This window comes from Bradyrhizobium sp. WSM2793 (genome assembly GCF_000379585.1).
Classification (GTDB): Bacteria; Pseudomonadota; Alphaproteobacteria; order Rhizobiales; family Xanthobacteraceae; genus Bradyrhizobium.
The window spans coordinates 1-19,785 of the sequence record NZ_KB902795.1 but is presented as its reverse complement, the minus strand read 5'-3'; the positions used below and the strand labels follow the sequence as shown (position 1 = coordinate 19,785).

Genomic DNA, 19,785 nt, shown 5'->3' with positions numbered 1-19,785 from the left:
ACTGCACCGGCTGGCGCAAATCGCGACGCGGATAGGAACGAGCGCGCGGGGCAGTGATTGGGCGTGATCAACCTCAAGCGAGGACACGCTCATGCCCGCCAATCAACTCGCAATCGTCACCGGCGCTTCAACCGGTATCGGCCTGGAACTCGCAAGGTGCTGTGCCCAGGCGGGATTCAACCTCGTCATCGCGGCTGACGAGCCGATGATCGAGCGGGTGGCGGTCGATCTGCGCAGGCTCGGCGTCAGCGTGGAGGCCGTTGAAGCCGATCTCGCCACCACCGAGGGCGTCGACAAGCTCTGCGCCGCGGTCGGCGACCGGCCGATCGATGCGCTGCTGGCCAATGCCGGCGTCGGCCTCGGTAGGGCGTTCCTCGATCAGGACTTCGCCAGGATCAAGCATCTCGTCGACACCAACATCACCGGCACGCTCTATCTGATCCATCGCGTCGGCAACGAGATGCTGCGGCGCAAGTCCGGACGCATCCTGATCACGGGCTCGATCGCCGGCTTCACGCCCGGCAGTTTCCAGGCGGCCTATAACGCCAGCAAGGCGTTCCTGGACTCATTCTCGTTCGCGCTGCGCGAGGAGTTGCGCGACAGCGGCGTCACCGTCACCTGCCTGATGCCGGGCGCCACCGAGACCGAGTTCTTCCGCCGTGCCGACATGATGGACACCAAGGTCGGCACCGAGCAGAAGGACGGCGCCTACGGCGTCGCCAAGGCGGGGTTCGATGCGATGCTGCGCGGCGAGTCCGATGTCGTCACCGGGCTGAAGAACAAGATCCAGAGCACGGTCGCCAACGTCACCCCGAACGAGATGCTGGCCAGGCAGCATCGCAAGATGGCCGAGCCGGGAACGGCGAAGTCGTAGGGCGATGTCGTCGCAACTTCCGCGGCGCTGCCCGGCTGAACCGGCGGACTGACAAAAGGAGGAAAGCCGATTCACATAGCCTAATGCGCGGCGGCCCGGAAGCGGTCACATTGCCCGGGCTGGAAAGGGGGCTGCGATGGCGATGGATCGCATCGAACAGGCCTTTGTCGCGACCGCGATCACGGGTTTTCTCGTGATGGTGGCGGCATTTACCTGGATGATGATGAGCTGACGCGGAAAGGCTTGCCGTCTTGCGCGTCGCGCTACCTTACGTCGCCGTTGTGTTGTGCCTGGCGGTGACCGCCTGGCTCGCCTTCGCGCATCTGTTCTGATTCCCGTTTGGTTGCGGCTCGCTCATCCCGCAGGCGCAGCCCGTTCAGGCGACGATGGCTGCGGCGACGACGGTTGACCGTCGACGAGGCTCGCCAGATTCTGCACCATGGCCACGATGTCGATCGGCTTCTCCCAGATCGGCACGTCCTGGAATTCCGGCTCGATGCTGATCCTGTCGTAGCCCGTGGTGAACACGAAGGGCACCTGGCGTGCCCTAAGCTCTCGGGCGACCGGAAAGATCGGCTTGGCGCGGATGTTCACGTCGAGCACCGCGGCATCCAGCACGCCGCCATCGTGCAGCATTTCGACCGCATCCTCGATGTGGCCGACGGGACCGGCGATCTCCGCGCCGAGCGCGCGCAGCGCCTTGCCGATGTCATCGGCGAGAAAATATTCATCCTCGACCACGAGGATACGGCGACCCGTTAGTGGCGAGCTTAGCCTAGGCGGGGTGGTGGAGACAGACATGATCCCTCCAGCAAGCCTGCCGGACCGATGGGAACATAGGGTCGGAGGCCGGTTTGGTCCCAACGATGGAAGCCGGGGTGGGTTCCATGGCCAAACGCGACTCCATCATCATTTGCCTTTGATCCGTTGGGAGAATGTCGATTTTTGCTATGGTAGGGGCCAGTGCGCACCGAGCATGTCGAGCGTCCCGGGAGCGAGCTGCGCGCGCCACAGGCGAGCGCCTCCAGGCCACATTTCGAGGAGTTCGCGAGCAACCCTGAAGAGCATCCCTGAGTAGCCGAAACCGTCCACGAGGATACCAGTCTCTCAACGAGGAGTTACATTTGGCCCACGAGGAGCCCGGAGCTTCGCCCGAGGAGTTGCAGTTGGTCAACGAGGAGCTGACCATCATCAACGGCGAGCTGACGCACCGTGTCGAGGAATTGACGCGCGCCACCCGCGATCTCAAGAGTTTCCTGGAGAGCACGCGCATCGCGACCGTCTTTCTCGACAATGAGCTGCGCGTGATGAACTTCACACCGGCAATTACCCAGCTCCTGCATCTCGTGGAGACCGACACGGGCAGGCCCATCACTCACATCAAGGCGCGCATCCCGATCGAGGAACTCTATGACGACATTCGCCGCGTGCTGCGTACGCTTGCGAGCGCCGAGCGTGAGCTGAGCGCGCTGGATGGCGACACGCGCTACATCGTGCGCATCCTGCCTTATCACAGCATCGACGATGTCATCGCTGGCGTTGTCATCACCTTCATCGATGTTCCGGCGATCACCCGCGCCGAGGAGCGGCAGCGCCTGCTTTTGGCCGAGCTGCAGCACCGCGTTCGCAATACGCTCGGCGTGGTGCGCTCCATCGCCCGCCGTTCGGCCGAATCCGCCACTACTGTCGAGGAATATGCTTCCCATCTCGACGGACGGCTGAACGCGTTTGCCCGCACCCAGGCGCTGGTGACACGCGATCCCGAGGGCGGTGTCGATCTGGAATATCTCGTGGTCGAGGAGCTTCTCGCTTATAATGCCCGCGAGGGCGAGCAGATGCAGGTCTCAGGTCCCAAGGTGCGCTTCCAGCCCAAGGCCGCCGAAACGTTCGCGCTCGCGATCCACGAGCTTGCGACGAACGCGCTGAAATATGGCGCCTTGAGCCAGCCGAGCGGGCGTATTGAAATCGGCTGGCGCATCGACGAAAGCACGGAGCCCGCGGAGCTGGTGTTCGAATGGCGCGAGCGCAGCGGGCCACAGGTCAAGCCGCCGCCGCGAAAGGGCTTTGGCACGGAGCTTCTGGAGCGCACGCTGGCGTTCGAGTTCAAGGGGCTGACCTCCCTGGCATTCGACCCCCCGGGGCTGCAATGCACGATCGCTATTCCGCTGAACAAGCGCACGTTCCACACACCGGCGATGGCTGACTGATGTCCTTGTCGACCTCCGATCGCAGCCTGGTGGAGCTGGTCATTCGCCGGCTGAACGTGATGCGGCGGTTGTCGTCGGAGGCCCGTGCGTCGCTTGAATATGCGTTGCTCGAAGGTCTCGAGCGCGCCGGGGCGAGTGAAGACTTGATCTCGGAGGGCGATCCCGTTGACAGCGTCCGTGTGGTGCTATCAGGCTGGCTCTGCCGCTACAAGACGCTCGAGGACGGCCGGCGCCAGATCGTCAATTTCATCTTTCCGGGCGAGAGCTGTGACGCGCACGCGTTCTTGCTCCCCGTGATGGACCATTCCATCGCGACAATGACGCCGGTGGTCTACGCCGAGATCAAGCGCGCACGTTTCGAAAGTCTGACGATGAGCGATCGCTCGCTCGCCGAGGCGTTCTGGTGCGAGACCCTCGTCAACAACGCCATCCAGCGCGAATGGGCCATTAACCTTGGTCGCCGCACCGCCCTGGAGCGCGTGGCGCATCTGTTCTGCGAGATATTCGAACGGCTTCGTCCCGTCGGGATGGTCGACGGCAATTCCTGCGTCATGCCGGTCACGCAGATGGATCTTGCCGACGCCACCGGGTTGTCGGTGGTGCATCTTAACCGGACGGTGCAGGAGCTACGTGCGACCGGTCTGATCGTGCTGCGCGACCGCACGCTGACCATCAACGATCTCGACGCGCTCAAGGACGCGGCGTTGTTCTCGCCGAACTACCTGCAGCTCTATCGGCGCGATTGATCGAGGCGGGGACAGCTGGCTTTAGCCGAGGCCTTCGGTGCGTCCGGGACTGGCCGGCTCGCCCCCCCCGAAGTGCCGTGCATTCGGCTCGCTTGCGATACTCCTCCGCCATTTCCAGCAGCGCAGTCCGCGTTGCGGGGGAGGAGCTGAGAGCGGCCTGGCTCTCGCAGATTTTCTGCAGTCGGCGATACTCGTCCATTTGCGCCAATCCAAGCCGGTCACTCGATGTTGCCAGATTAGCAAATTTAGTCACAGACTAATTTAACCTAGGTTATGTCGCGACCATGGGGTGCGCTTGGTCTGCAACCGCTGCGCTTCTGGAACGTTCTAGAACCATCGCTATGCGCGATGACCTCAATCGGTAAGAACGCAACGGAGCGCTCCGACCCAGTGATCAGGGAGAACGCCCATGTTGACGCGGCGTCGAGTGAAGCAAACGGATCTGTTGGAGATGCGTCTGACCGCCGAAGCGGAGCGGCTGCGCGAAGAAGCCAAGTCGCTTCCGCCCGGAGCGGCGCGCGACGAGATGTTGCGTAAGGCGCGCCAGGCGGAGACCGGGTCCCAGATGAGCGAGTGGCTGCGCTCGCCGGGCTTGCAGCCGCCGGTTTGACGCCGGCTTGGCCTGGCGTGTGAACGGAGCGAAGCGTGCAGCAGTTCAGGCGGCACGCGCCGGGAACGGGTTAGATGTCGGCGCGTACCGATGCGCTGATGTCGTGGGCAGAAACCGGAAAAATGAGCGCCACGTCCATCGTCCCCGTTGTGTCCGGTTGTCACCCGGCGGTGCCTTCCGTCAACGCCGCTTCGTGGCTTTGGTTCGCCGGTTGTAGGGTGAGCGGTTGGCCGGACGCAGCGAAATCCCTTCGCGCTGCGCCTTGCTGCGAATGGCCGCGACCGGGCGCTGCAGCTTGATGCTCATCACGCCCGTCGGCGTGTTTCCCTTCGCGAGCTGCTTCAGCTTGCTCACATCCGCAGGCGTCCACGGCTGACGCGCGCGGCCCTTGTACGCGGGATTGGCCTTGCGTGGTCCCTTGCGGCCGATCGGGGAGCCGGCCGTTTCCATGCTGTCTTCGCCATGATGTTTCTCCTTCAAGTCGTTCTTGAACATGCGAATCAGCAATTCGGTTCCGGCGCAGTCGATTATCGTGACGAACGGCACGCGAGCACGAGGGACGTGGACGTGCGGCCGTCCTCGCGCAAAATCGCGCAGCTTTAACTTTTTGAAATGCCGGAACCCGCCGTTGCGACGGAAGCTGAATGACAAGAGAACCTCGACCCCGGCGGCCCCGCCGGCGCCGATTTCCGTCCAACCGAAATCACCGTGAACAACAATGACCGCCAAACGCAACCGCAGGAAACAGACCCAATCGCTCCAGGAGCGATTGGCCGCATTTGCCGAAAACGCCCGCGAGCGCGCACTCAGCCTGCCGCCTGGCAGGGAGCGCGAGCTGCTGCTGCAGCGCGCCAAGCAGAACGACGTGACCTCGAACCTGACGGACTGGCTGAGCGCACCGGTCTGCACGAGACGAGGAGAATGACGATGCGCAACTTCCAGCACTACCGCGCGTTCCAGATTGATCCGGACGGGCATGTGTTCGGATGCATCAATCTCGTCTGCGATAATGACGAGCAGGCCAAGCGCGAGGCCGCCTCGCTCGTGCTGGCCCATCGCATCGAGCTGTGGCGGCTGGACCAGCGTATCGCGAAATTCGATACGCCGCAGGACGTGGCGCGCCAGTAGCGGCAAGGAACCGGGTGCTGCCCGCCGGGTTGGTCGGATGATACCGCCTTCGCCGGGAGCCAACATGACGGATGCCGAAATTCGCAAGGGGATGCCGCCCGTCAAGCTGTCGCGCGAGGAGTTCGAACGGCGCTACAAGCGTCAGTTCATCGATCCCGCCTTTGCCCCGCTGCAGCGCGAGCTCGATGCCGTGGTCGGTGCCGCTTGGGACGCCTATAGCCATTCGCGCAAGGCGCCGTTGACGCGGAAGGCGGGCGCGGGTTTCTCCGATCCCGACTACGACATTGCCGTCGACTGGCTCGACGCGCGCGCGAAGATCCTGGCGGCGCAGCGCCAGCATGACGATGCGCAGGAGACGCCGCGCATTCTCATCATTAGTGGCTCGGCCCGGAGCGAGCACACCTGTCCCGGCGAGATGTCCAAGACCTGGCGTCTGGTCAAGTTGGCTGAACCTGTTTTCGTCGAGATGGGGTTTGCGGTGGACATCCTCGATCTGTCGCGCCTCGCCTCGGAGTTCGGCAAGTCTATTCATCCCTGCAAATCCTGCGTCGGCACGGCCATGCCGCTCTGTCACTGGCCGTGCAGCTGCTATCCGAACTATTCGCTGGGGCAGACCGGCGACTGGATGAACGAGATCTATCCGCTATGGGTCGCGGCCCACGGCATCCTGATCGTGACGCCCGTGAATTGGTACCACGTGCCGTCCGGGCTGAAGGCGATGATGGACCGCATGGTCTGCGCCGACGGCGGCAATCCCGATCCGACCTCGACGCATGGCAAGAAGGCCGATGAGGCCAAGGCGATGGAACTGAAGGGCTGGCCCTATCCGCGCCATCTCGCCGGTCGTCATTTCGGCGTGGTCGTTCATGGCGACGCCGTCGGTGCCGAGGGCGTGCGCCGCGCTTTGTCGGACTGGCTGACCGACATGCAGCTGATCTCGGCGGGGCGCTTTGCCGAGCTCGACGGCTATGTCGGCACCTCGCATCGCGAGCTCGACGACGACCGGGAATTCCAGCAGCAGGTGCAGAACGCGGCGCGCGCCCTCGGCAATGCCGTCCGCCTAGCGCGGAGTGGGCAGTTGCAGGAGCCCGGCGCCGGTCTTGCGGATCCGAACCCCAAATGACCGGCGCGCGGTTCGATTGCCTGGTCGTCGGCGGCGGCCCTGCCGGGCTGATGGCCGCGATCTATCTGGCACGCTTCCGCCGCAGCGTCTGTGTCGTGGACCTGGGCGCGAGCCGGGCGGCGCTGATCCCGCGCAGCCACAACGTTCCCGGCTTCGTCCACGGACTATCAGGCGCGGACCTGATCGCGCGCATGTCGGCGCAGTTGGGCGAGCTCGCCGTCGAGCGCGTGGAAGCCGAGGTTACCGCCTTGCAGCGGCGCGACGACGGCTTTCAGGCGATCTGGAACGGCTGCGCGCTTGAGGCCACCACCGTCATCCTCGCCAGCGGCATCGTCGACAGCCATCCGCCATTCGAGCAATGGCGCGCCGCGGTCGCGGACGGGCTGCTGCGCTATTGTCCCGTCTGCGACGCCTTCGAGGTGATCGGCCGCCGCATCGGCGTCGTCGGTCCGCTTGGCCGGGCCGCCGGCAAGGCACTGTTCCTGCGCGGCTACTCGCGCGAGGTGACGCTGCTCGCGACCGGACAGAACGACGAGGAGAGCGTGACATCGGAGCTGGTCGAGGCCGGCGTCGACATCGTGTTCGCGCCCGACCTGCGTTTGCGGCGGAGGGTGGGGGGCCTCGAGGCCGTTTTCGCCGATGGCCGGACGATGCAATTCGACACGGTCTATCCGGCGATGGGGGCCGAGGTGCGTTCGCAGCTCGCGGTCTCGCTGGGCGCCGATCATACCGGGGAGGGCTATCTCAAGGTCGACGACCATCAGCGCACCTCGGTTGACGGCCTTTACGGCATCGGCGACGTCGTCACCGACCTGCACCAGATCTCGGTCGCATTCGGCCACGCCGCGGTTGCCGCCTGCACGATCCACCACAGCCTGCCGCGGCGCCTGGCATGAGGAGCGCGCCACCGGACATCGAAGACGTCGCGGCCGGATCTTCGACGAAGACCTCTGTTTACGCGGCGCTGCTCGGCAATGTCCTCGTCGCGGTCACCAAGATCGGCGCCGCTGCGTGGACGGGAAGCTCGGCGATGACGAGCGAGGCCGTGCATTCGCTCGTCGACACCACCAACGAGATCCTGCTGCTCTACGGCTACCGGCGCGCGAGCCGTCCGCCCGACGAATGCCATCCGCTTGGCTACGGGCGCGAGTTGTATTTCTGGAGCTTCATCGTTGCATTGCTCATCTTCGCGCTGGGCGCCGGTGTCTCTCTGTATCAGGGCATTCTGCACGTCGCCGCACCCGAGCCGATCGAAGATCCCATGGTCAGCTTCGTGGTGCTCGGCCTGTCGTTTCTGTTCGAAGGCGGCTCCTGGCTGGTCGCGCTGCGGCACTTCAGCGCCGATGGCCGGCGCTTCGGATACTACCAGGCGTTCGTTCGCAGCAAGGATCCGCCGGCATTCATGGTGCTGCTCGAGGACAGTGCGGCGCTGGTCGGCATCGCCATCGCTGCCGCGGCCACAGCGGCTGCCGTATGGCTGGAGCAACCGGTCTGGGACGGCATCGGCTCGATCCTGATCGGCATATTGCTGGCGATCACGTCCGTGGGCCTCGCGCGCGAGAGCAAGAGCCTGCTGATCGGCGAGCCTGCCGATCCGGAGCTGGCGCGGTCCGTTCTGGATATCGCACGGCGCTCGCCCGGCGTGCTCAGGGCCAACGGCCTTCTGACGGTACAGCTCTCGCCGGCTGAGATCGTCGCCGCCCTGAGCGTCGAGTTTGCGGATGACAAGCGCGCGGACGACATCGAGCAATGTGTCATTGCGATCGAGGCGGAAACCCGCAAACGGCATCCGGGCGTGGCGGCGCTGTTCATCAAGCCGCAGACCAATGTCCGCTACCGCGCGCTGCGCGAGAGGCGCTTCGGCTAGCGACGCATCGCGGTTCCGCGGACGTCACAATCGGCCGGAACCAGGAACGAAGTGCGTTGCCTTGCCTTGGTGGAGCGGGGAATACCGATGCGCAACGGAGAGAACCGGATGGCTCAATCAGAAGACATGACCCGCTGCATCTCGCTCTGCATGAGCTGCTACCAGACCTGCCTCGGCACGGCGATGAACCATTGCCTCGAGACCGGCGGCAAGCACGTCGAGCCGAAACACTTCCGCCTGATGATGGCCTGCGCCGAAATGTGCCGGACGGCTGCGCATTTCATGCTGATCAACACGCCGCATCACCGGCATACCTGCGGCGAATGCGCCGAGATCTGCAGCGAATGCGCCGCCGATTGCGAGCGGGTCGGCGGCATGGACGAATGCGTCTCGGCGTGCCGCTCCTGCGCACAATCCTGCCGCGCGATGGCAGCCTGAAGGACGAAGCCCATGCTGGAAGAGAAACTCAAGGACGCCATCATCGGCGAGCTGCAGCGGCAGGCCGCCGACCGGCCGCAATCGCTCAAGGTCCAGGGCGAGGTGAAGAGCTCGGAGGAGCTGACCGTCAACGGCAGGATCGACCTTGGCGCCCTCGTCATGGTGATCGCGGGATCAGTCGCCGGCGGGCCTTGAGGTCGACCGGCCGCTTCTCACGCGCTTCGCGCCGCGCGTCGCAGCGACTGCGGCGGCTGACCGAATGCGCGGATGAAGGCCCTGCGCATCCGCTCGGGGTCGCGAAAGCCGGTGGATTGGGCGACGCGCTCGATGGCCTCTCCGGAGGACTGCACCCGCTCGCGCGCCACCTCGACCCGCAGGCGCTCGACCGCCTTGGTCGGCGTTGATCCGGTCTCGGCGGTGAAGGAGCGAACGAAATGTCGGGCGCTCAATCCGGCGCGTTCGGCCAGCGCCTCGACCGTGAGATGCGCATCCAGATTCTCGCGCACCCATGACAGCAGGCTGCCGAAGCGGCCGTTCGGCGTCTTGAGCTCGAGCAGGCTCGAGAACTGCGATTGTCCGCCGCTGCGGCGATGATAGAGCACCAGCTGCCGTGCGGTCGCCTGCGAGATCTCCTCGCCATGGTCCTGCGCGATCATGGCGAGCGCGAGATCGATCCCGGCCGTGATGCCGGCCGACGTCCACACCCGATCGTCGCGGATGAAGATCTGGTCCGGTTCGAGCCGCACCTTCGGGTAGCGCCCGATGAAGTCGCGGGTGCAGGACCAGTGCGTGGTCGCGCAGCGGCCATCCAGCAGTCCCGCCTGCGCGAGAAGATAGGCGCCGTTGCAAACGCTGGCGATGCGCACGCCGCGGCTCGCCAGTCGCTGGATGAAGGCGATGGTCGTCTTGCAGCGAGCCGCCGCTTCCACACCCTCTCCACCGGCGACGAACAGCGTCGTGACCGAGCTTGCCGATCGCAGATTGCGCGCCAGCATCTCGATGCCCGACGAGCTGCGCACGGCGCCCGCCTTCGTTGCGACCGTGATCACGCGCGGCGCATTCGGCGTGTGACGCCTGGCGATCTCGAACACCGAGATCGGACCGGCCGCATCCAGCAATTGGAATTCGGGAAAGATCAGGAAGCCGATCATGGGCGTGTCCAGAATTGAGGGAATTAAGCCATTTCGACCGCAAGGCCAACATGGCAGGCTGCAACCGTCAAGCGCGTTGTCGAGGTTGGACATGTCGGGCCCGTTGCAGATCGGTCTTCTGGTTTTTCCGCGCGTCACCCAGCTCGATCTCACCGGTCCCGCCCAGGTCTTCTCCAGCCTGCCTGACGTGACCGTGCATCTGGTCTGGAAACGCATCGAGCCCGTACCGAGCGATTCCGTCATCGCGCTGACGCCGACCGTCACCTTCGCCGATTGCCCGCAGCTCGACGTGATCTGCGTTCCCGGCGGCTACGGCACCGACGAGCTGATGCTGGACGAGGACGTCCTCGCCTTTCTGCGACAGCAGGAGAGGGGCGCGCAATACGTGACGTCGGTCTGCACCGGCTCGCTCGTGCTCGGCGCCGCCGGTCTGTTGAAGGGATATCGCGCGGCCACCCACTGGACCGCGAGGGACGCATTGCCGTTGTTCGGAGCCGAGCTGTCGCTGGAGAGGGTCTGCGTCGACCGCAATCGCATGACGGGCGGCGGCATCACGGCCGGCATCGACTTCGCGCTCACCCTGGTGTCGATGTTGCGGGGCCGCGCCGCGGCGGAGATGATCCAGCTGCGCATGGAGTACAATCCCGCACCGCCCTTTGCGGCCGGCTCGCCGGACATGGCGCCGGCGGCGATCGTCGCCGCCATGAAGGAACGGGTTGCGCCGGCGCAGGCGCGGCGGCTGGAGTTCGTCAGGAAGGCCGTCGAGCGGCAGGGATAGCGAGCAGATTCGACCGGCCGAGCGCCGTCGGGACCGGATATCGATCATCGCCGACATGCCGTCGCGATGCTGAAGCGGAGGGGGCAATGGCGCCTTGTCGTGTTGGAGAATTGCTATCGTCGCGCAGCCGGCTTTGCCGTTTGACCTTCGGCCTCATCCTGGCGCTCAGTCCGGCAGCGCTGGCCGAACGGAGCGCGGCCGCCGAATTCTCCGGTGGCGTGATCAGGATCGGCATCATCAATGACCAGGCCGGATCGTTGTCGGATCTGGCCGGGCCCGGCTCCGTCGTCGCCGCGCGGATGGCCGTGGACGATTTTCAACGCGCAACGCCCGGGCTGAAGGCCGAGATCGTCGTCGCCGACCATCAGAACAAGCCGGATATCGGCGCCCAGATCGTACGCAAATGGTTCGACGTTGATGGCGTCGACATGGTGGCCGACGTCGGAAACTCCGCGGTGGCGCTCGCCATCCAGTCGATCGCGCGCGACAAGAACAGGATCGTGATCTATTCGGCGGTCGGCACCACCGAGATCGGCGGCAAGCAATGCTCGCGCACCGGCCTGATGTGGCTGCACGACAATTACAATCTGGTCGCCGGCTCGGTCCGAAAACTGGTTTCGCAAGGCTATGACAGCTGGTTCTTCATCGCGTCCGACTACGCGTTCGGACGCAATATGGTCGAGGTGTCCCAGCGCGTGCTGGCGGCGGCAGGGGCCAAGTCGCTCGGCGCGGTCTTTCATCCGCTGGGAAATGCCGATTACGGCTCCTTCCTGCTGCAGGCCCAGGCGTCCAAGGCCAAGGTGGTTGCGTTCGCCAATGCCGGCGAGCAGCTCGTGACCTCGATGAAGCAATGGAACGAGTTCGGAATGAACGCGGGGCCGCAGAAGGCCGTCGCCGAGCTGATGTTCCTGACCGACGTGCACGCGATGGGGGCCGAAACCGCCAAGGGCCTGACGACCGTCACCGCCTGGTATTGGGCGCTCAACGAGGAAACGCGCGCGTTCGCCCAAAGGTTCTACAAGCTTCACAACGCCATGCCGACCGCGCCGCAGGCCGCCGTCTACTCCGCCGTGTCGCAATATCTGAAGGCCGCGTCTGCGGCCGGAACGGACGAGACGAACGCTGTTCTGGAGCAGATGCGCGCGATGCCGGTCAACGATTTCTACGCGCGCGGCGCGCGGCTGCGCGCCGACAACAAGCTGGTGCATGATTTCTATCTCGTCGAGGTCAAGAAACCCTCGGACGTGAAGACGCCCTGGGACTATTACAACGTCGTCGAGAAGATACCTGCCGAGGACGCCTTTCTGCCGCTGAGCGACAGCGAATGCCCGTTGCTCAAGACGTCACGAAACTAGCGCTTCTCGTCAAGACAGGCGGCCAGCCGCCTCAGCCATATTCCTCGCCGATGCCGTATTCCCGGTAGATCTCCAGCGGATCGAGGTCGGGGAACAGGCGGCATTTGGCCTGGGCGAGGTGCAGGCTCACCGCCGCCGGCTCCTTGCCGTTCGCCAGCATCTTGCGGAGGTCGTCCATATGCGCGTTCGGCTGGTGCTTCGGTTCGAGCTGCTCCAGCGCGACCAGGGCGGTCGCGAGAGCCTCGGTCAGAACCCAGTCGTCGTGGCCGGTGATTCCCTTCTTCGGCATCGGCAGATCCCAGATGTGACGGCAGCGCGCAGTCTATCGCGACTTCCGCCAAATCGCCATTGAGCCGTAGCGGGCGCGCTGCGTCAGGGTAGGCCGACCGCCATCGTCCGGCTTGCATTATGGCGGCGTGTGGCTAAAAGGCGGCGACTTGCAGTATCTTTGTTGAAACAAAGTTGGCGTAGACGGGCCGCCACAACCCAGCTCCCGGTCTGGGTCCCGATCCCGAATTCGCAGCACGATCCGGCTGCGCACCCCTCAAGGCTTGAGCCAGCATGGTTTTTCTCAGCTTCGTCTACCGCTTCATCACCAACTTCGCGTTCATGGCGGTGGTCTATTTCAGCCTGAACTTCATGGAGAAGTATCCGAACCGGGCGATCCTGGCGATCCTGGTGCTGATCTATGCCGCGATGCGCGCGGTCTCGACGCTGCGCGCGTTCTACTTCTTCCAGAAGATCGAGAAGCTGGAAGCCGAGACGCGGCGGCTTCAGGGCCCGATCAATGATGGCTCGGGGGGAACGAACGCGCGCAAGCAGGTCGTCGCCGACGTGGCCCGGCTGCGCCGCGACGGCGAGCTCAAGTCCTATATGGACCTGTTCTTCCTGGCGCTGATCGTGCTGCTCTGCGTCGCCGCCATCATGCGGCAGTAGCTAGGGACTAAGCGCGCTTCTTCAGGCTGGCGATGCGGGTCGAGCGCGGTGTAGTGCCCTTGGCCTGCGCGGCATGCTTCGGTGCGGCCGGCGCCGCATGCGCGGTGTGCCGAGCCTGGGACTTGGCCGTCTTGCCCTTTGCGGCCTTGCCCCTGGCCGCATGCGGCGTCTCGGCGGCCATTGCCAGCCGGGTCGCGGCACGCCGCGACAATGTCGTCGACAGCAGCACCTCGACCGAGCCTTCCGGGATCGCAAACAGAGCGCGGCCGGGCACGGGCAGGGCGGATGCGACGTCCATCTGACCCTTGGTTCGGCGCGGCAGCAGCGGCTGATGCTCGGTCTGCGCATTGAGGTCGGTGAGCGAAGGCGCCGGAAGCGTCCTGGTCTGCGTGAACACGAAGCTCGGAACGGAAGGCCAGCGCGCGATCGGCACGGTCTCGGTCGGCGGATGCAGCAGCCATTCCACCGGCGTGGTCGGCGTCGCCGGCCGGTCGGCGGTTGCGGGCACAACATGCACGATGCGATAGCCGCGCGCCTTGAGGTCGCGGATGATTTTTGGCAGCGCCGCGACCGTCCGCGCCTGGATGTCGTGCAGCAGCAAAATGCCCTTGCCCTTGGCCTCCAGCCGCTGGATCGCGAGCTGATAGACGCGGTCGGACGACACGTGGCGCCAGTCGTCGGCGGGGAAGTCGGCGCTCCACACCTGGATGCCGCGCGAGATCAGATGATGTTCGACGCCTTCGGCGCGCATCAGTCCGGGAATGCGGAAGAACGGCGCCAGCTTGGACGGGTCGGTCATCGCGGCCGAGGTCCACTCGATGCCGCCGTTGATCTCGGCCTCGGCCTTCTCGATCGGCATCCGGTCGAAGGTCAGCGGATGGTTCATGCTGTGGGTGCCGACCGTGTGGCCCGCCGCCACCAGCTTGCGCACGCCTTCGGGATTCGCTTTGGCCTGGCTGCCGATGATGAAGAAGGTCGCCTTGATGCACTCGTCGTCGAGCATCTTGAGGACCTGGTTGGAATATTTCGGCAGCGGACCGTCGTCGAAGGTCAGGACGACCTCATGATCCCTGAGCGGCAGCGTCTCGCGGTACTGCATGGTGCCGATCAGCGGATGTTCGCGCGGATCGGCCACCAGGGTGCGGGACGTCCCGAGCGCGTCGGGATGGCCCGGGCAGTCGGCCGCAAGCGCCGCCGGCGATCCGATGGTCGAACATCCAAGGAATCCGCCGAGGCAAAGGACGATCCACGATCGCGTCCGCAAGACAACGCTACTTCCGATCATGAACCCCGTCTGCCCTCATGTGCGATGGCCGCCATAGTAGGTCGGAGACATCGGGAAACGGTTCAGGCGCCAACAGCCTTACCCGTCACAAAGTCCCCGTCCATTAGCAGGGGGTATCATGAACAGAGTGTTAATAGGGCCCAAATCACCCCATTTTGCGCCGGCGTGACATTCCGGCATCAGCGCGCATCGGCGCTCTTCTGCGGCGGGCCGGCCGGCACGATGTGGACCACGCGAAAACCGTTCTCCCTCAGATACCGCAGGAAGGCCGGCATGATCGCGGCGGTGCGCGCCTTGGGGTCGTGGAAGAGGACGATGCCCTTGCCGCTAGCGGCAAGCCGCTCCGTGACCAGCTTCAATTCCTGCTCCGGCGTCATCTCGTTCCAGTCGCTGGCCCAGAGGTCAGCGCCGAACACGACGATGCCGCGGGACTGGAGCAGGTCGAGCTGCGCTTGCGTCCCCTGGAAATAGGGAAAGCGGAAGAACGGCGTCGAAGGCGTCGCCGTCGAGCTGCCGTGCAGCGACATCTCGACGGCCGCGACGCCGCGGTCGATCTCGCCCTTGGCCTTGTCGAACGGGATCCGCGCCATGAACGGATGCGAGAAGGTGTGGTGGCCGACGGTGTGGCCCTCGCGGGCGATGCGCTTGACCATGTCGGGATGCTGGCTGGCGTGCAGGCCGATCAGGAAGAAGGTCGCGCGCACGCATTCCTGCGCCAGCGCTGCGAGCACCTTCGACGTCGTCGGCGGATTCGGCCCGTCATCGAAGGTCAGCACGACCTCGTGATCGGCCAGCGCAAGCGTCTGCGGAAAGCTCTTCAGGCCCACGCGCGGGGTGGTCCTGGCATCGACACTCAGCACGCGCGAGGTGCCGAGCGCGTCCTTGCGCGGGCACTCGGCGGCTTCCGTCGAGGCGATGCCGATCAGGGCAGCGAGGGCCGCGCCTGATGACATCGAGGTCCACCGCAGTCGAAGCATCTTTGTCATTGCGCTCGGCTTTGCCTTGTGGGTATTGCCTGACCGTCAGCCCAGACCATTCGTTCCAACCTGTCAAACGGCGAGGCGCGCCATGGATGAACATATGGACGTTGCCCGATCCGCCGCGGATTCGGTACTCGACCACGTGCCGATGCGCAATGAAGACGGCGATATCAGGCACGAATTCGTCGAGGAAATCGCCCATGCGATCGAGGCCGGCGACAGCGCCTCGCTGCGCGCCTGCGTCGCCGAGCTGCACGAGGCCGATCTCGGCGATCTCATCGGCGCTCTGGAGCCCGACGACCGCGTCCGCCTGGTCGAGCTGACGGGACGCGACTTCGACTTCTCCGCGCTGAACGAGCTCGACGAGGGCGTGCGCGAGGAGATCCTCGAGGAACTGCCGCCGGAGACCGTCGCCGAGGGCGTTCGCGAGCTCGAATCCGACGACGCCGTCGAGCTGCTGGAGACCCTCGACCAGGCCGAGCAGGAGGAGATCCTCGAGAAGCTGCCGCTCAGGGAGCGCGTCGCGCTCGAACGCAGCCTGCTGTACCCCGAGAATTCCGCGGGCCGCCGGATGCAGACCGAGTTTATCGCGGTGCCCCAGGATTTCACCGTGGGGCAGGCGATCGACTACATGCGCGAGACGCCGGATCTGCCCGACCGCTTCTACGAGATCTACGTCGTCGACAAGGACCAGCACTGGCAGGGCGCAGTCCCCCTCGACGTGCTGCTGCGCGCGCGCCGGCCGGTGCCGCTCACCGAGCTCACCGACGAGGACCGCCGCCGCGTCTCCGTCCTGGAGGACCAGGAAGAGGTCGCGCGCATGTTCGGCAAGTACAATCTCGTCGCAGCTCCCGTGCTCGACACCCAGGACCGCCTGGTCGGCGTCATCACCGTCGACGACGTCGTCGACGTCATCGAGGAGGAGGCGGACGAAGACCTCAAGGCGCTCGGCGGCGTCACCAGCGACGAAGAGCTATCGGATACCTTCCTGACGATTGCGCGCGCGCGGTTCAACTGGCTGCTGGTCAATCTCGCGACAGCCTTCCTGGCGTCCTCCGTGCTCGGCCTGTTCGAGGGCCAGCTGGAGAAGATGGTCGCGCTCGCCGTGCTGGCGCCAATCGTGGCGAGCCAGGGCGGCAATGCCGCCACCCAGACCATGACGGTGGCGGTGCGGGCGCTGGCGACGCGCGAGCTCGGTTCTTCCAACGCCTGGCGCGTGGTGATGCGCGAGGCGCTGGTCGGTCTCGTCAACGGGCTCGCCTTCGCCGTGATCACGGGGATTGCGGCGGTGGCCTGGTTCAAGATCCCAGGCCTCGGCATCGTCATCGGGCTGGCGATGGTGTGCAACCTCATCGCCGGCGCGCTTGGCGGCATCCTGATCCCGATGGCGCTGGAGCGTGTCAGGGCCGACCCGGCGGTGGCGTCGGGCACCTTCGTCACCACGGTGACGGACGTGGTCGGCTTCTTCTCCTTCCTCGGGATTGCGACGCTCTGGTTCGGGTTGAGGTAGGGGCGGGCACCGGGAATTCGTAGCCCGGATGGAGCGCAGCGCAATCCGGGGGTGCCCCAAGCGGCAGTGGTCCCGGATTACGCTGCGCTCCATCCGGGCTACGGGCTCCTGTCTTTAATCCGAACTTAAGCGACCTGCCGCATCATCGCCTCGCTTGGGGGAATGAGCATGCGGTTGCGGCTGAAGGCGGACGGACGGGTCGTTGAGTTGCGGGATGGACAGGAATTTCCGGTCCAGCCGTCTCCGGTCGAGCCCACGGCCGATGCCGCGCCGGCCGACGCCAACCCACTCGCAGTGCGCGATTTGCGCCGCCGCGCCTGCCTGACCCAGATGGAGTTCGCCGCCAAGCTCGGCGTTCCCGTCGAGACCATCCGCAACTGGGAGCAGGGCAAGCGCGCGCCGCGGGGACCGGCCCGTGCGCTGCTCGCGGTGATCGCGCACGCCCCGGATACCGTGTTCCAGGCGCTCGCCAAAGCCTGAGGCCAAAGCCCTGACACCGAGGGCTGCCGGGCCCTGACGCGAACCTCCCGTTAGCATTTGCGCCAAATAACCCGCTGGACTGCCGCGGCCTTCCGTTGGCAGCATCGTGGGCCGGGTCCATAATGAGACCTGATGACGTCAGGGGCTGCCGCAACGGAAGAGGAGTCCTCATGCTGTTCGTCGAGGCCAATGGCGCACGGATCCCGGCGATCGGGCTCGGGACCTGGGAGCTGAGCGGAAGGCCTGCCGCGCGCCTGGTCGAGCAGGCGCTGCGGCTCGGCTATCGCCACATCGACACCGCGCAAGTCTACGAGAACGAACGCGAGGTCGGCGACGGCGTGCGCGCCTCCGGCGTGCGGCGCGACGACATCTTCCTCACCACCAAGGTCTGGACCAACCATTTCGCGCCCCATGATCTCGAGCGCTCGGTCAAGGAGAGCCTGGCCCGCTTGCGGCTTCCTAGCGTCGATCTGTTGCTGCTGCACTGGCCCAATTCGCACGTGCCGCTGGTGGAGACGCTCGGCGCGCTGTCGCATGCGAAGACCATGGGTCTGACCCGTCACATCGGCGTCTCCAATTTCACGGTGGCGCTGATCGAGCAGGCGGTCGCGCTCTCGCCGGAACCGCTGGTCTGCAACCAGGTCGAATACCACCCTTATCTCGATCAGGCGAAGGTGAGGGCGGCCTGCGACCAGCATGGCCTTGCGCTCGTCGCCTACAGCCCGATCGCCAAGGGACGCATCAAGTCCGACCAGAGGCTGGCCGAGATCGGACGCGCCCACCGCAAGTCGTCGGCGCAGGTCTGCCTGCGCTGGCTGGTGCAACAGAATGTCGCTGCGATCCCGCGCACCTCGCGCATTGAACGCCTGTCCGAAAACATCGAGATCTTCGATTTCGAGCTGTCGGAGGACGAGATGAGCCGGATCGCCGCACTCGCCAGTCCGAAGGGCCGCCTGACCGACTTCGGCTTCGCCCCGAAATGGGATTGAGAGGGGGCCGGGGTATGCTAGGACCGCGACGGCAACTCAAGATCGGTCGATGGAACTGCGGAAGATCATACGGACGGACATTGCGGCGTCAGCAATCGCGCATCTGACGCTGGTGGCGCTGATCATCGTGATCAGCGAGGTCCATCCGTTTCGCAGCCAGCCGCCGGAGACCGTGACCGTCGACATCGTCACGCCGGAGCAGGTGAAGGAAGAGATCAAGGAGCAGGAGACGAAGGAGGCGGCCAAGGAGAAGCCGCCGGAGCCGACGCCCGATCTGAAACTGCCGAAGCTCGATTTCACCGACAAGTCCGAAGCGGCGGACAAGCCCGCGGCCAAGCAGCAGGCCGCGGCACCGTCGCAGCAGACGCCACCTGAACCGCAGCAGAAGCAGCCGCAGCCGCAACCCTCGCCGGCACCGAAGCAGCGGGAGGCCAACGTGCAGTCGCAGCCTCAACAGCCACAGCCGCCGCAACAGCCGCCGCCGCAAGCCCAGCAACAACCGCCGTCCCAGGCGACGATGCAGCCGCCGCCGCAAGCGATGCAGCAGCCGGAGGCCGCACCGCCGCCGGCCTATCAGGCTCCGCAGCCTGACGTCACCGTCAAGTACGGCGTCATGCTGGGCCTGCCGCCGGAATTGCCGCCGGAGCTGCCAAAAGACACCCCCAAGGACGATGGCGGCGATGCCAAGGATTCAATCGCAGCCAAGTTGCCGGCTGAAGTCATCGCCGCGCTTCGTCGCCATTTGCGCAGCTGTGCGAAATTGCCGGCCGGACTGAGCCCGACCGACGCCGTTCACATCAAGCTGCGCACGGTGTTCGCGACCGACGGCACGCTGGCGCGCGAGCCGATCCTGATCGAGGCTCCGCCGTCAGCGAAAGGCGTGGCACTCGTGAAGTCCGCCATAAGCGCGCTCCAGAACTGCCAACCTTACAAGATGCTGCCGGCAAATCTGTACGGGGAATGGAAGATCATGGACCTGCCGTTCAGCCCACGGGATTTCGGATCGTAGCTTCGCGTAGCCCGGATGGAGCGGTAGCGAAATCCGGGGCCGCTCGCCCGGCATTGTGCACTGTCCCGGATTACACTGCGCTCCATCCGGGCTACGGCACCGTGCCTGTGTCGCCCGCTGTCAATCCTCGTCGCCGAAAATATTCCACTTTACCGAAATTCGGTTTCGGCGTATGTGTCGCCCATCCCGGCTCACCCAAGAGGGGCGACTATGTGTCGTCACTGTCGCGAGCCGGGTCTGCGGTGGACGCGGCAGCGTCGGCACGAGAGGCGCGGGCAGGGCGGGTAGTCCCTGTGAGCCCGAGGCTTCGTGCGGACGA

The 19,785-nt window shown here is 65.3% G+C and carries 23 protein-coding genes and 1 pseudogene; 18 read left to right on the top strand and 6 right to left on the bottom strand.

Annotated elements, in window-relative coordinates:
- The first annotated feature begins 91 nt into the window (after window positions 1-91).
- Window positions 92-874 (top strand): SDR family oxidoreductase, encoded by a 783-nt coding sequence (locus A3AS_RS0126745; protein WP_018320610.1) that lies wholly within the window; start codon window positions 92-94, stop codon window positions 872-874.
- 354 nt (window positions 875-1,228) lie between these two features.
- On the opposite strand, the gene A3AS_RS43855 is transcribed toward A3AS_RS0126745, so the two are convergent.
- A complete protein-coding gene (locus A3AS_RS43855) occupies window positions 1,229-1,675 on the bottom strand; it encodes a response regulator (RefSeq protein ID WP_049814996.1) in 447 nt (148 codons plus the stop codon).
- Between the two features lie 162 nt (window positions 1,676-1,837).
- Here A3AS_RS43855 and A3AS_RS0126725 point away from each other — a divergent pair.
- The 3 genes and pseudogenes from A3AS_RS0126725 to A3AS_RS0126715 form a co-directional block, all read left to right on the top strand.
- A pseudogene (locus A3AS_RS0126725) lies at window positions 1,838-3,081 on the top strand (PAS domain-containing protein); the annotation flags it as partial.
- Window positions 3,081-3,827, top strand: coding sequence for a Crp/Fnr family transcriptional regulator (locus A3AS_RS0126720; RefSeq protein ID WP_018320606.1), 747 nt, complete (start codon window positions 3,081-3,083; stop codon window positions 3,825-3,827). The pseudogene A3AS_RS0126725 and the gene A3AS_RS0126720, both read left to right, overlap by 1 nt.
- A 409-nt stretch (window positions 3,828-4,236) precedes the next feature.
- Window positions 4,237-4,437 (top strand): hypothetical protein, encoded by a 201-nt coding sequence (locus A3AS_RS0126715; protein ID WP_018320604.1) that lies wholly within the window; start codon window positions 4,237-4,239, stop codon window positions 4,435-4,437.
- 180 nt (window positions 4,438-4,617) lie between these two features.
- Here the strand turns inward: A3AS_RS0126715 and A3AS_RS49245 are convergent, their stop codons facing one another.
- Window positions 4,618-5,166, bottom strand: coding sequence for a hypothetical protein (locus tag A3AS_RS49245; protein WP_018320603.1), 549 nt, complete (start codon window positions 5,164-5,166; stop codon window positions 4,618-4,620).
- Here A3AS_RS49245 and A3AS_RS0126705 point away from each other — a divergent pair.
- The 7 genes from A3AS_RS0126705 (at window position 5,156) to A3AS_RS0126675 (ending at window position 9,188) form a co-directional block, all read left to right on the top strand.
- Window positions 5,156-5,362 (top strand): hypothetical protein, encoded by a 207-nt coding sequence (locus A3AS_RS0126705; protein WP_018320602.1) that lies wholly within the window; start codon window positions 5,156-5,158, stop codon window positions 5,360-5,362. The genes A3AS_RS49245 and A3AS_RS0126705 overlap by 11 nt on opposite strands.
- A gap of 2 nt (window positions 5,363-5,364) precedes the next feature.
- Window positions 5,365-5,565: a hypothetical protein gene (locus tag A3AS_RS0126700; protein WP_049814999.1), complete on the top strand. Its 201-nt coding sequence runs from the start codon at window positions 5,365-5,367 to the stop codon at window positions 5,563-5,565.
- Window positions 5,566-5,629: 64 nt separating this feature from the next.
- Window positions 5,630-6,688 carry a flavodoxin family protein gene (locus A3AS_RS0126695; protein ID WP_018320600.1) on the top strand — a complete coding sequence of 353 codons (1,059 nt, stop codon included), beginning with the start codon at window positions 5,630-5,632 and terminating at the stop codon, window positions 6,686-6,688.
- Entirely contained in the window at window positions 6,685-7,584 is a 900-nt protein-coding gene (locus A3AS_RS0126690; RefSeq protein ID WP_018320599.1) for an NAD(P)/FAD-dependent oxidoreductase, read from the top strand. Before A3AS_RS0126695 ends, A3AS_RS0126690 begins: the two co-directional genes overlap by 4 nt.
- The gene (locus tag A3AS_RS0126685; protein WP_018320598.1) at window positions 7,581-8,555 is read left to right on the top strand and encodes a cation diffusion facilitator family transporter; all 975 of its coding nucleotides are present in this window, start codon (window positions 7,581-7,583) and stop codon (window positions 8,553-8,555) included. The genes A3AS_RS0126690 and A3AS_RS0126685 overlap by 4 nt, the downstream gene beginning before the upstream one ends.
- 108 nt (window positions 8,556-8,663) lie before the next feature.
- The gene (locus A3AS_RS0126680; RefSeq protein WP_026202385.1) at window positions 8,664-8,993 is read left to right on the top strand and encodes a four-helix bundle copper-binding protein; all 330 of its coding nucleotides are present in this window, start codon (window positions 8,664-8,666) and stop codon (window positions 8,991-8,993) included.
- Window positions 8,994-9,005: 12 nt separating this feature from the next.
- Window positions 9,006-9,188: a hypothetical protein gene (locus A3AS_RS0126675; protein WP_018320596.1), complete on the top strand. Its 183-nt coding sequence runs from the start codon at window positions 9,006-9,008 to the stop codon at window positions 9,186-9,188.
- A 17-nt stretch (window positions 9,189-9,205) separates the two neighbouring features.
- Here the strand turns inward: A3AS_RS0126675 and A3AS_RS0126670 are convergent, their stop codons facing one another.
- Window positions 9,206-10,144 (bottom strand): GlxA family transcriptional regulator, encoded by a 939-nt coding sequence (locus A3AS_RS0126670; RefSeq protein ID WP_018320595.1) that lies wholly within the window; start codon window positions 10,142-10,144, stop codon window positions 9,206-9,208.
- Between the two features lie 91 nt (window positions 10,145-10,235).
- Between A3AS_RS0126670 and A3AS_RS0126665 the strand changes: the two genes are divergently transcribed.
- Complete coding sequence (locus A3AS_RS0126665) at window positions 10,236-10,922, top strand: DJ-1/PfpI family protein (RefSeq protein ID WP_020508744.1); 687 nt, start codon at window positions 10,236-10,238, stop codon at window positions 10,920-10,922.
- Window positions 10,923-11,008: 86 nt separating this feature from the next.
- On the top strand, window positions 11,009-12,277 hold the full coding sequence (locus A3AS_RS0126660; RefSeq protein ID WP_049814995.1) for an ABC transporter substrate-binding protein: 1,269 nt from the start codon (window positions 11,009-11,011) through the stop codon (window positions 12,275-12,277).
- 31 nt (window positions 12,278-12,308) lie between these two features.
- Here the strand turns inward: A3AS_RS0126660 and A3AS_RS48520 are convergent, their stop codons facing one another.
- Complete coding sequence (locus tag A3AS_RS48520; RefSeq protein ID WP_018320592.1) at window positions 12,309-12,566, bottom strand: hypothetical protein; 258 nt, start codon at window positions 12,564-12,566, stop codon at window positions 12,309-12,311.
- A 272-nt stretch (window positions 12,567-12,838) separates the two neighbouring features.
- Between A3AS_RS48520 and A3AS_RS0126650 the strand changes: the two genes are divergently transcribed.
- The gene (locus tag A3AS_RS0126650) at window positions 12,839-13,213 is read left to right on the top strand and encodes a hypothetical protein (RefSeq protein ID WP_018320591.1); all 375 of its coding nucleotides are present in this window, start codon (window positions 12,839-12,841) and stop codon (window positions 13,211-13,213) included.
- Window positions 13,214-13,220: 7 nt separating this feature from the next.
- Here the strand turns inward: A3AS_RS0126650 and A3AS_RS0126645 are convergent, their stop codons facing one another.
- A complete protein-coding gene (locus A3AS_RS0126645) occupies window positions 13,221-14,498 on the bottom strand; it encodes a polysaccharide deacetylase family protein (RefSeq protein WP_018320590.1) in 1,278 nt (425 codons plus the stop codon).
- Between the two features lie 179 nt (window positions 14,499-14,677).
- Entirely contained in the window at window positions 14,678-15,451 is a 774-nt protein-coding gene (locus A3AS_RS0126640) for a polysaccharide deacetylase family protein (protein WP_026202383.1), read from the bottom strand.
- Between the two features lie 115 nt (window positions 15,452-15,566).
- Between A3AS_RS0126640 and mgtE the strand changes: the two genes are divergently transcribed.
- The 4 genes from mgtE to A3AS_RS0126620 all read left to right on the top strand — a co-directional run bounded on the left by mgtE (window position 15,567) and on the right by A3AS_RS0126620 (window position 19,466).
- The gene (mgtE, locus tag A3AS_RS0126635) at window positions 15,567-16,988 is read left to right on the top strand and encodes a magnesium transporter (protein ID WP_018320588.1); all 1,422 of its coding nucleotides are present in this window, start codon (window positions 15,567-15,569) and stop codon (window positions 16,986-16,988) included.
- A gap of 162 nt (window positions 16,989-17,150) precedes the next feature.
- A complete protein-coding gene (locus A3AS_RS0126630) occupies window positions 17,151-17,468 on the top strand; it encodes a DNA-binding transcriptional regulator (RefSeq protein WP_018320587.1) in 318 nt (105 codons plus the stop codon).
- Window positions 17,469-17,638: 170 nt separating this feature from the next.
- A complete protein-coding gene (locus tag A3AS_RS0126625; RefSeq protein WP_018320586.1) occupies window positions 17,639-18,457 on the top strand; it encodes an aldo/keto reductase in 819 nt (272 codons plus the stop codon).
- Window positions 18,458-18,506: 49 nt separating this feature from the next.
- Window positions 18,507-19,466, top strand: a complete 960-nt coding sequence (locus A3AS_RS0126620; protein WP_018320585.1) for a hypothetical protein — start codon at window positions 18,507-18,509, stop codon at window positions 19,464-19,466.
- Window positions 19,467-19,785: the final 319 nt, after the last annotated feature.

Excerpts from the sequence above, each read along its gene's own strand:
- A3AS_RS0126745 (WP_018320610.1), top strand. The coding sequence starts at position 92 with ATGCCCGCCAATCAACTCGCAATCGTCACCGGCGCTTCAACCGGTATC.
- A3AS_RS43855 (WP_049814996.1), bottom strand. The coding sequence starts at position 1,675 with ATGTCTGTCTCCACCACCCCGCCTAGGCTAAGCTCGCCACTAACGGGT.
- A3AS_RS0126720 (WP_018320606.1), top strand. The coding sequence starts at position 3,081 with ATGTCCTTGTCGACCTCCGATCGCAGCCTGGTGGAGCTGGTCATTCGC.
- A3AS_RS0126715 (WP_018320604.1), top strand. The coding sequence starts at position 4,237 with ATGTTGACGCGGCGTCGAGTGAAGCAAACGGATCTGTTGGAGATGCGT.
- A3AS_RS0126705 (WP_018320602.1), top strand. The coding sequence starts at position 5,156 with ATGACCGCCAAACGCAACCGCAGGAAACAGACCCAATCGCTCCAGGAG.
- A3AS_RS0126700 (WP_049814999.1), top strand. The coding sequence starts at position 5,365 with ATGCGCAACTTCCAGCACTACCGCGCGTTCCAGATTGATCCGGACGGG.
- A3AS_RS0126695 (WP_018320600.1), top strand. The coding sequence starts at position 5,630 with ATGACGGATGCCGAAATTCGCAAGGGGATGCCGCCCGTCAAGCTGTCG.
- A3AS_RS0126690 (WP_018320599.1), top strand. The coding sequence starts at position 6,685 with ATGACCGGCGCGCGGTTCGATTGCCTGGTCGTCGGCGGCGGCCCTGCC.
- A3AS_RS0126685 (WP_018320598.1), top strand. The coding sequence starts at position 7,581 with ATGAGGAGCGCGCCACCGGACATCGAAGACGTCGCGGCCGGATCTTCG.
- A3AS_RS0126680 (WP_026202385.1), top strand. The coding sequence starts at position 8,664 with ATGGCTCAATCAGAAGACATGACCCGCTGCATCTCGCTCTGCATGAGC.
- A3AS_RS0126675 (WP_018320596.1), top strand. The coding sequence starts at position 9,006 with ATGCTGGAAGAGAAACTCAAGGACGCCATCATCGGCGAGCTGCAGCGG.
- A3AS_RS0126670 (WP_018320595.1), bottom strand. The coding sequence starts at position 10,144 with ATGATCGGCTTCCTGATCTTTCCCGAATTCCAATTGCTGGATGCGGCC.
- A3AS_RS0126665 (WP_020508744.1), top strand. The coding sequence starts at position 10,236 with ATGTCGGGCCCGTTGCAGATCGGTCTTCTGGTTTTTCCGCGCGTCACC.
- A3AS_RS0126660 (WP_049814995.1), top strand. The coding sequence starts at position 11,009 with ATGGCGCCTTGTCGTGTTGGAGAATTGCTATCGTCGCGCAGCCGGCTT.
- A3AS_RS48520 (WP_018320592.1), bottom strand. The coding sequence starts at position 12,566 with ATGCCGAAGAAGGGAATCACCGGCCACGACGACTGGGTTCTGACCGAG.
- A3AS_RS0126650 (WP_018320591.1), top strand. The coding sequence starts at position 12,839 with ATGGTTTTTCTCAGCTTCGTCTACCGCTTCATCACCAACTTCGCGTTC.
- A3AS_RS0126645 (WP_018320590.1), bottom strand. The coding sequence starts at position 14,498 with ATGATCGGAAGTAGCGTTGTCTTGCGGACGCGATCGTGGATCGTCCTT.
- A3AS_RS0126640 (WP_026202383.1), bottom strand. The coding sequence starts at position 15,451 with ATGTCATCAGGCGCGGCCCTCGCTGCCCTGATCGGCATCGCCTCGACG.
- mgtE (WP_018320588.1), top strand. The coding sequence starts at position 15,567 with ATGGATGAACATATGGACGTTGCCCGATCCGCCGCGGATTCGGTACTC.
- A3AS_RS0126630 (WP_018320587.1), top strand. The coding sequence starts at position 17,151 with ATGAGCATGCGGTTGCGGCTGAAGGCGGACGGACGGGTCGTTGAGTTG.
- A3AS_RS0126625 (WP_018320586.1), top strand. The coding sequence starts at position 17,639 with ATGCTGTTCGTCGAGGCCAATGGCGCACGGATCCCGGCGATCGGGCTC.
- A3AS_RS0126620 (WP_018320585.1), top strand. The coding sequence starts at position 18,507 with ATGGAACTGCGGAAGATCATACGGACGGACATTGCGGCGTCAGCAATC.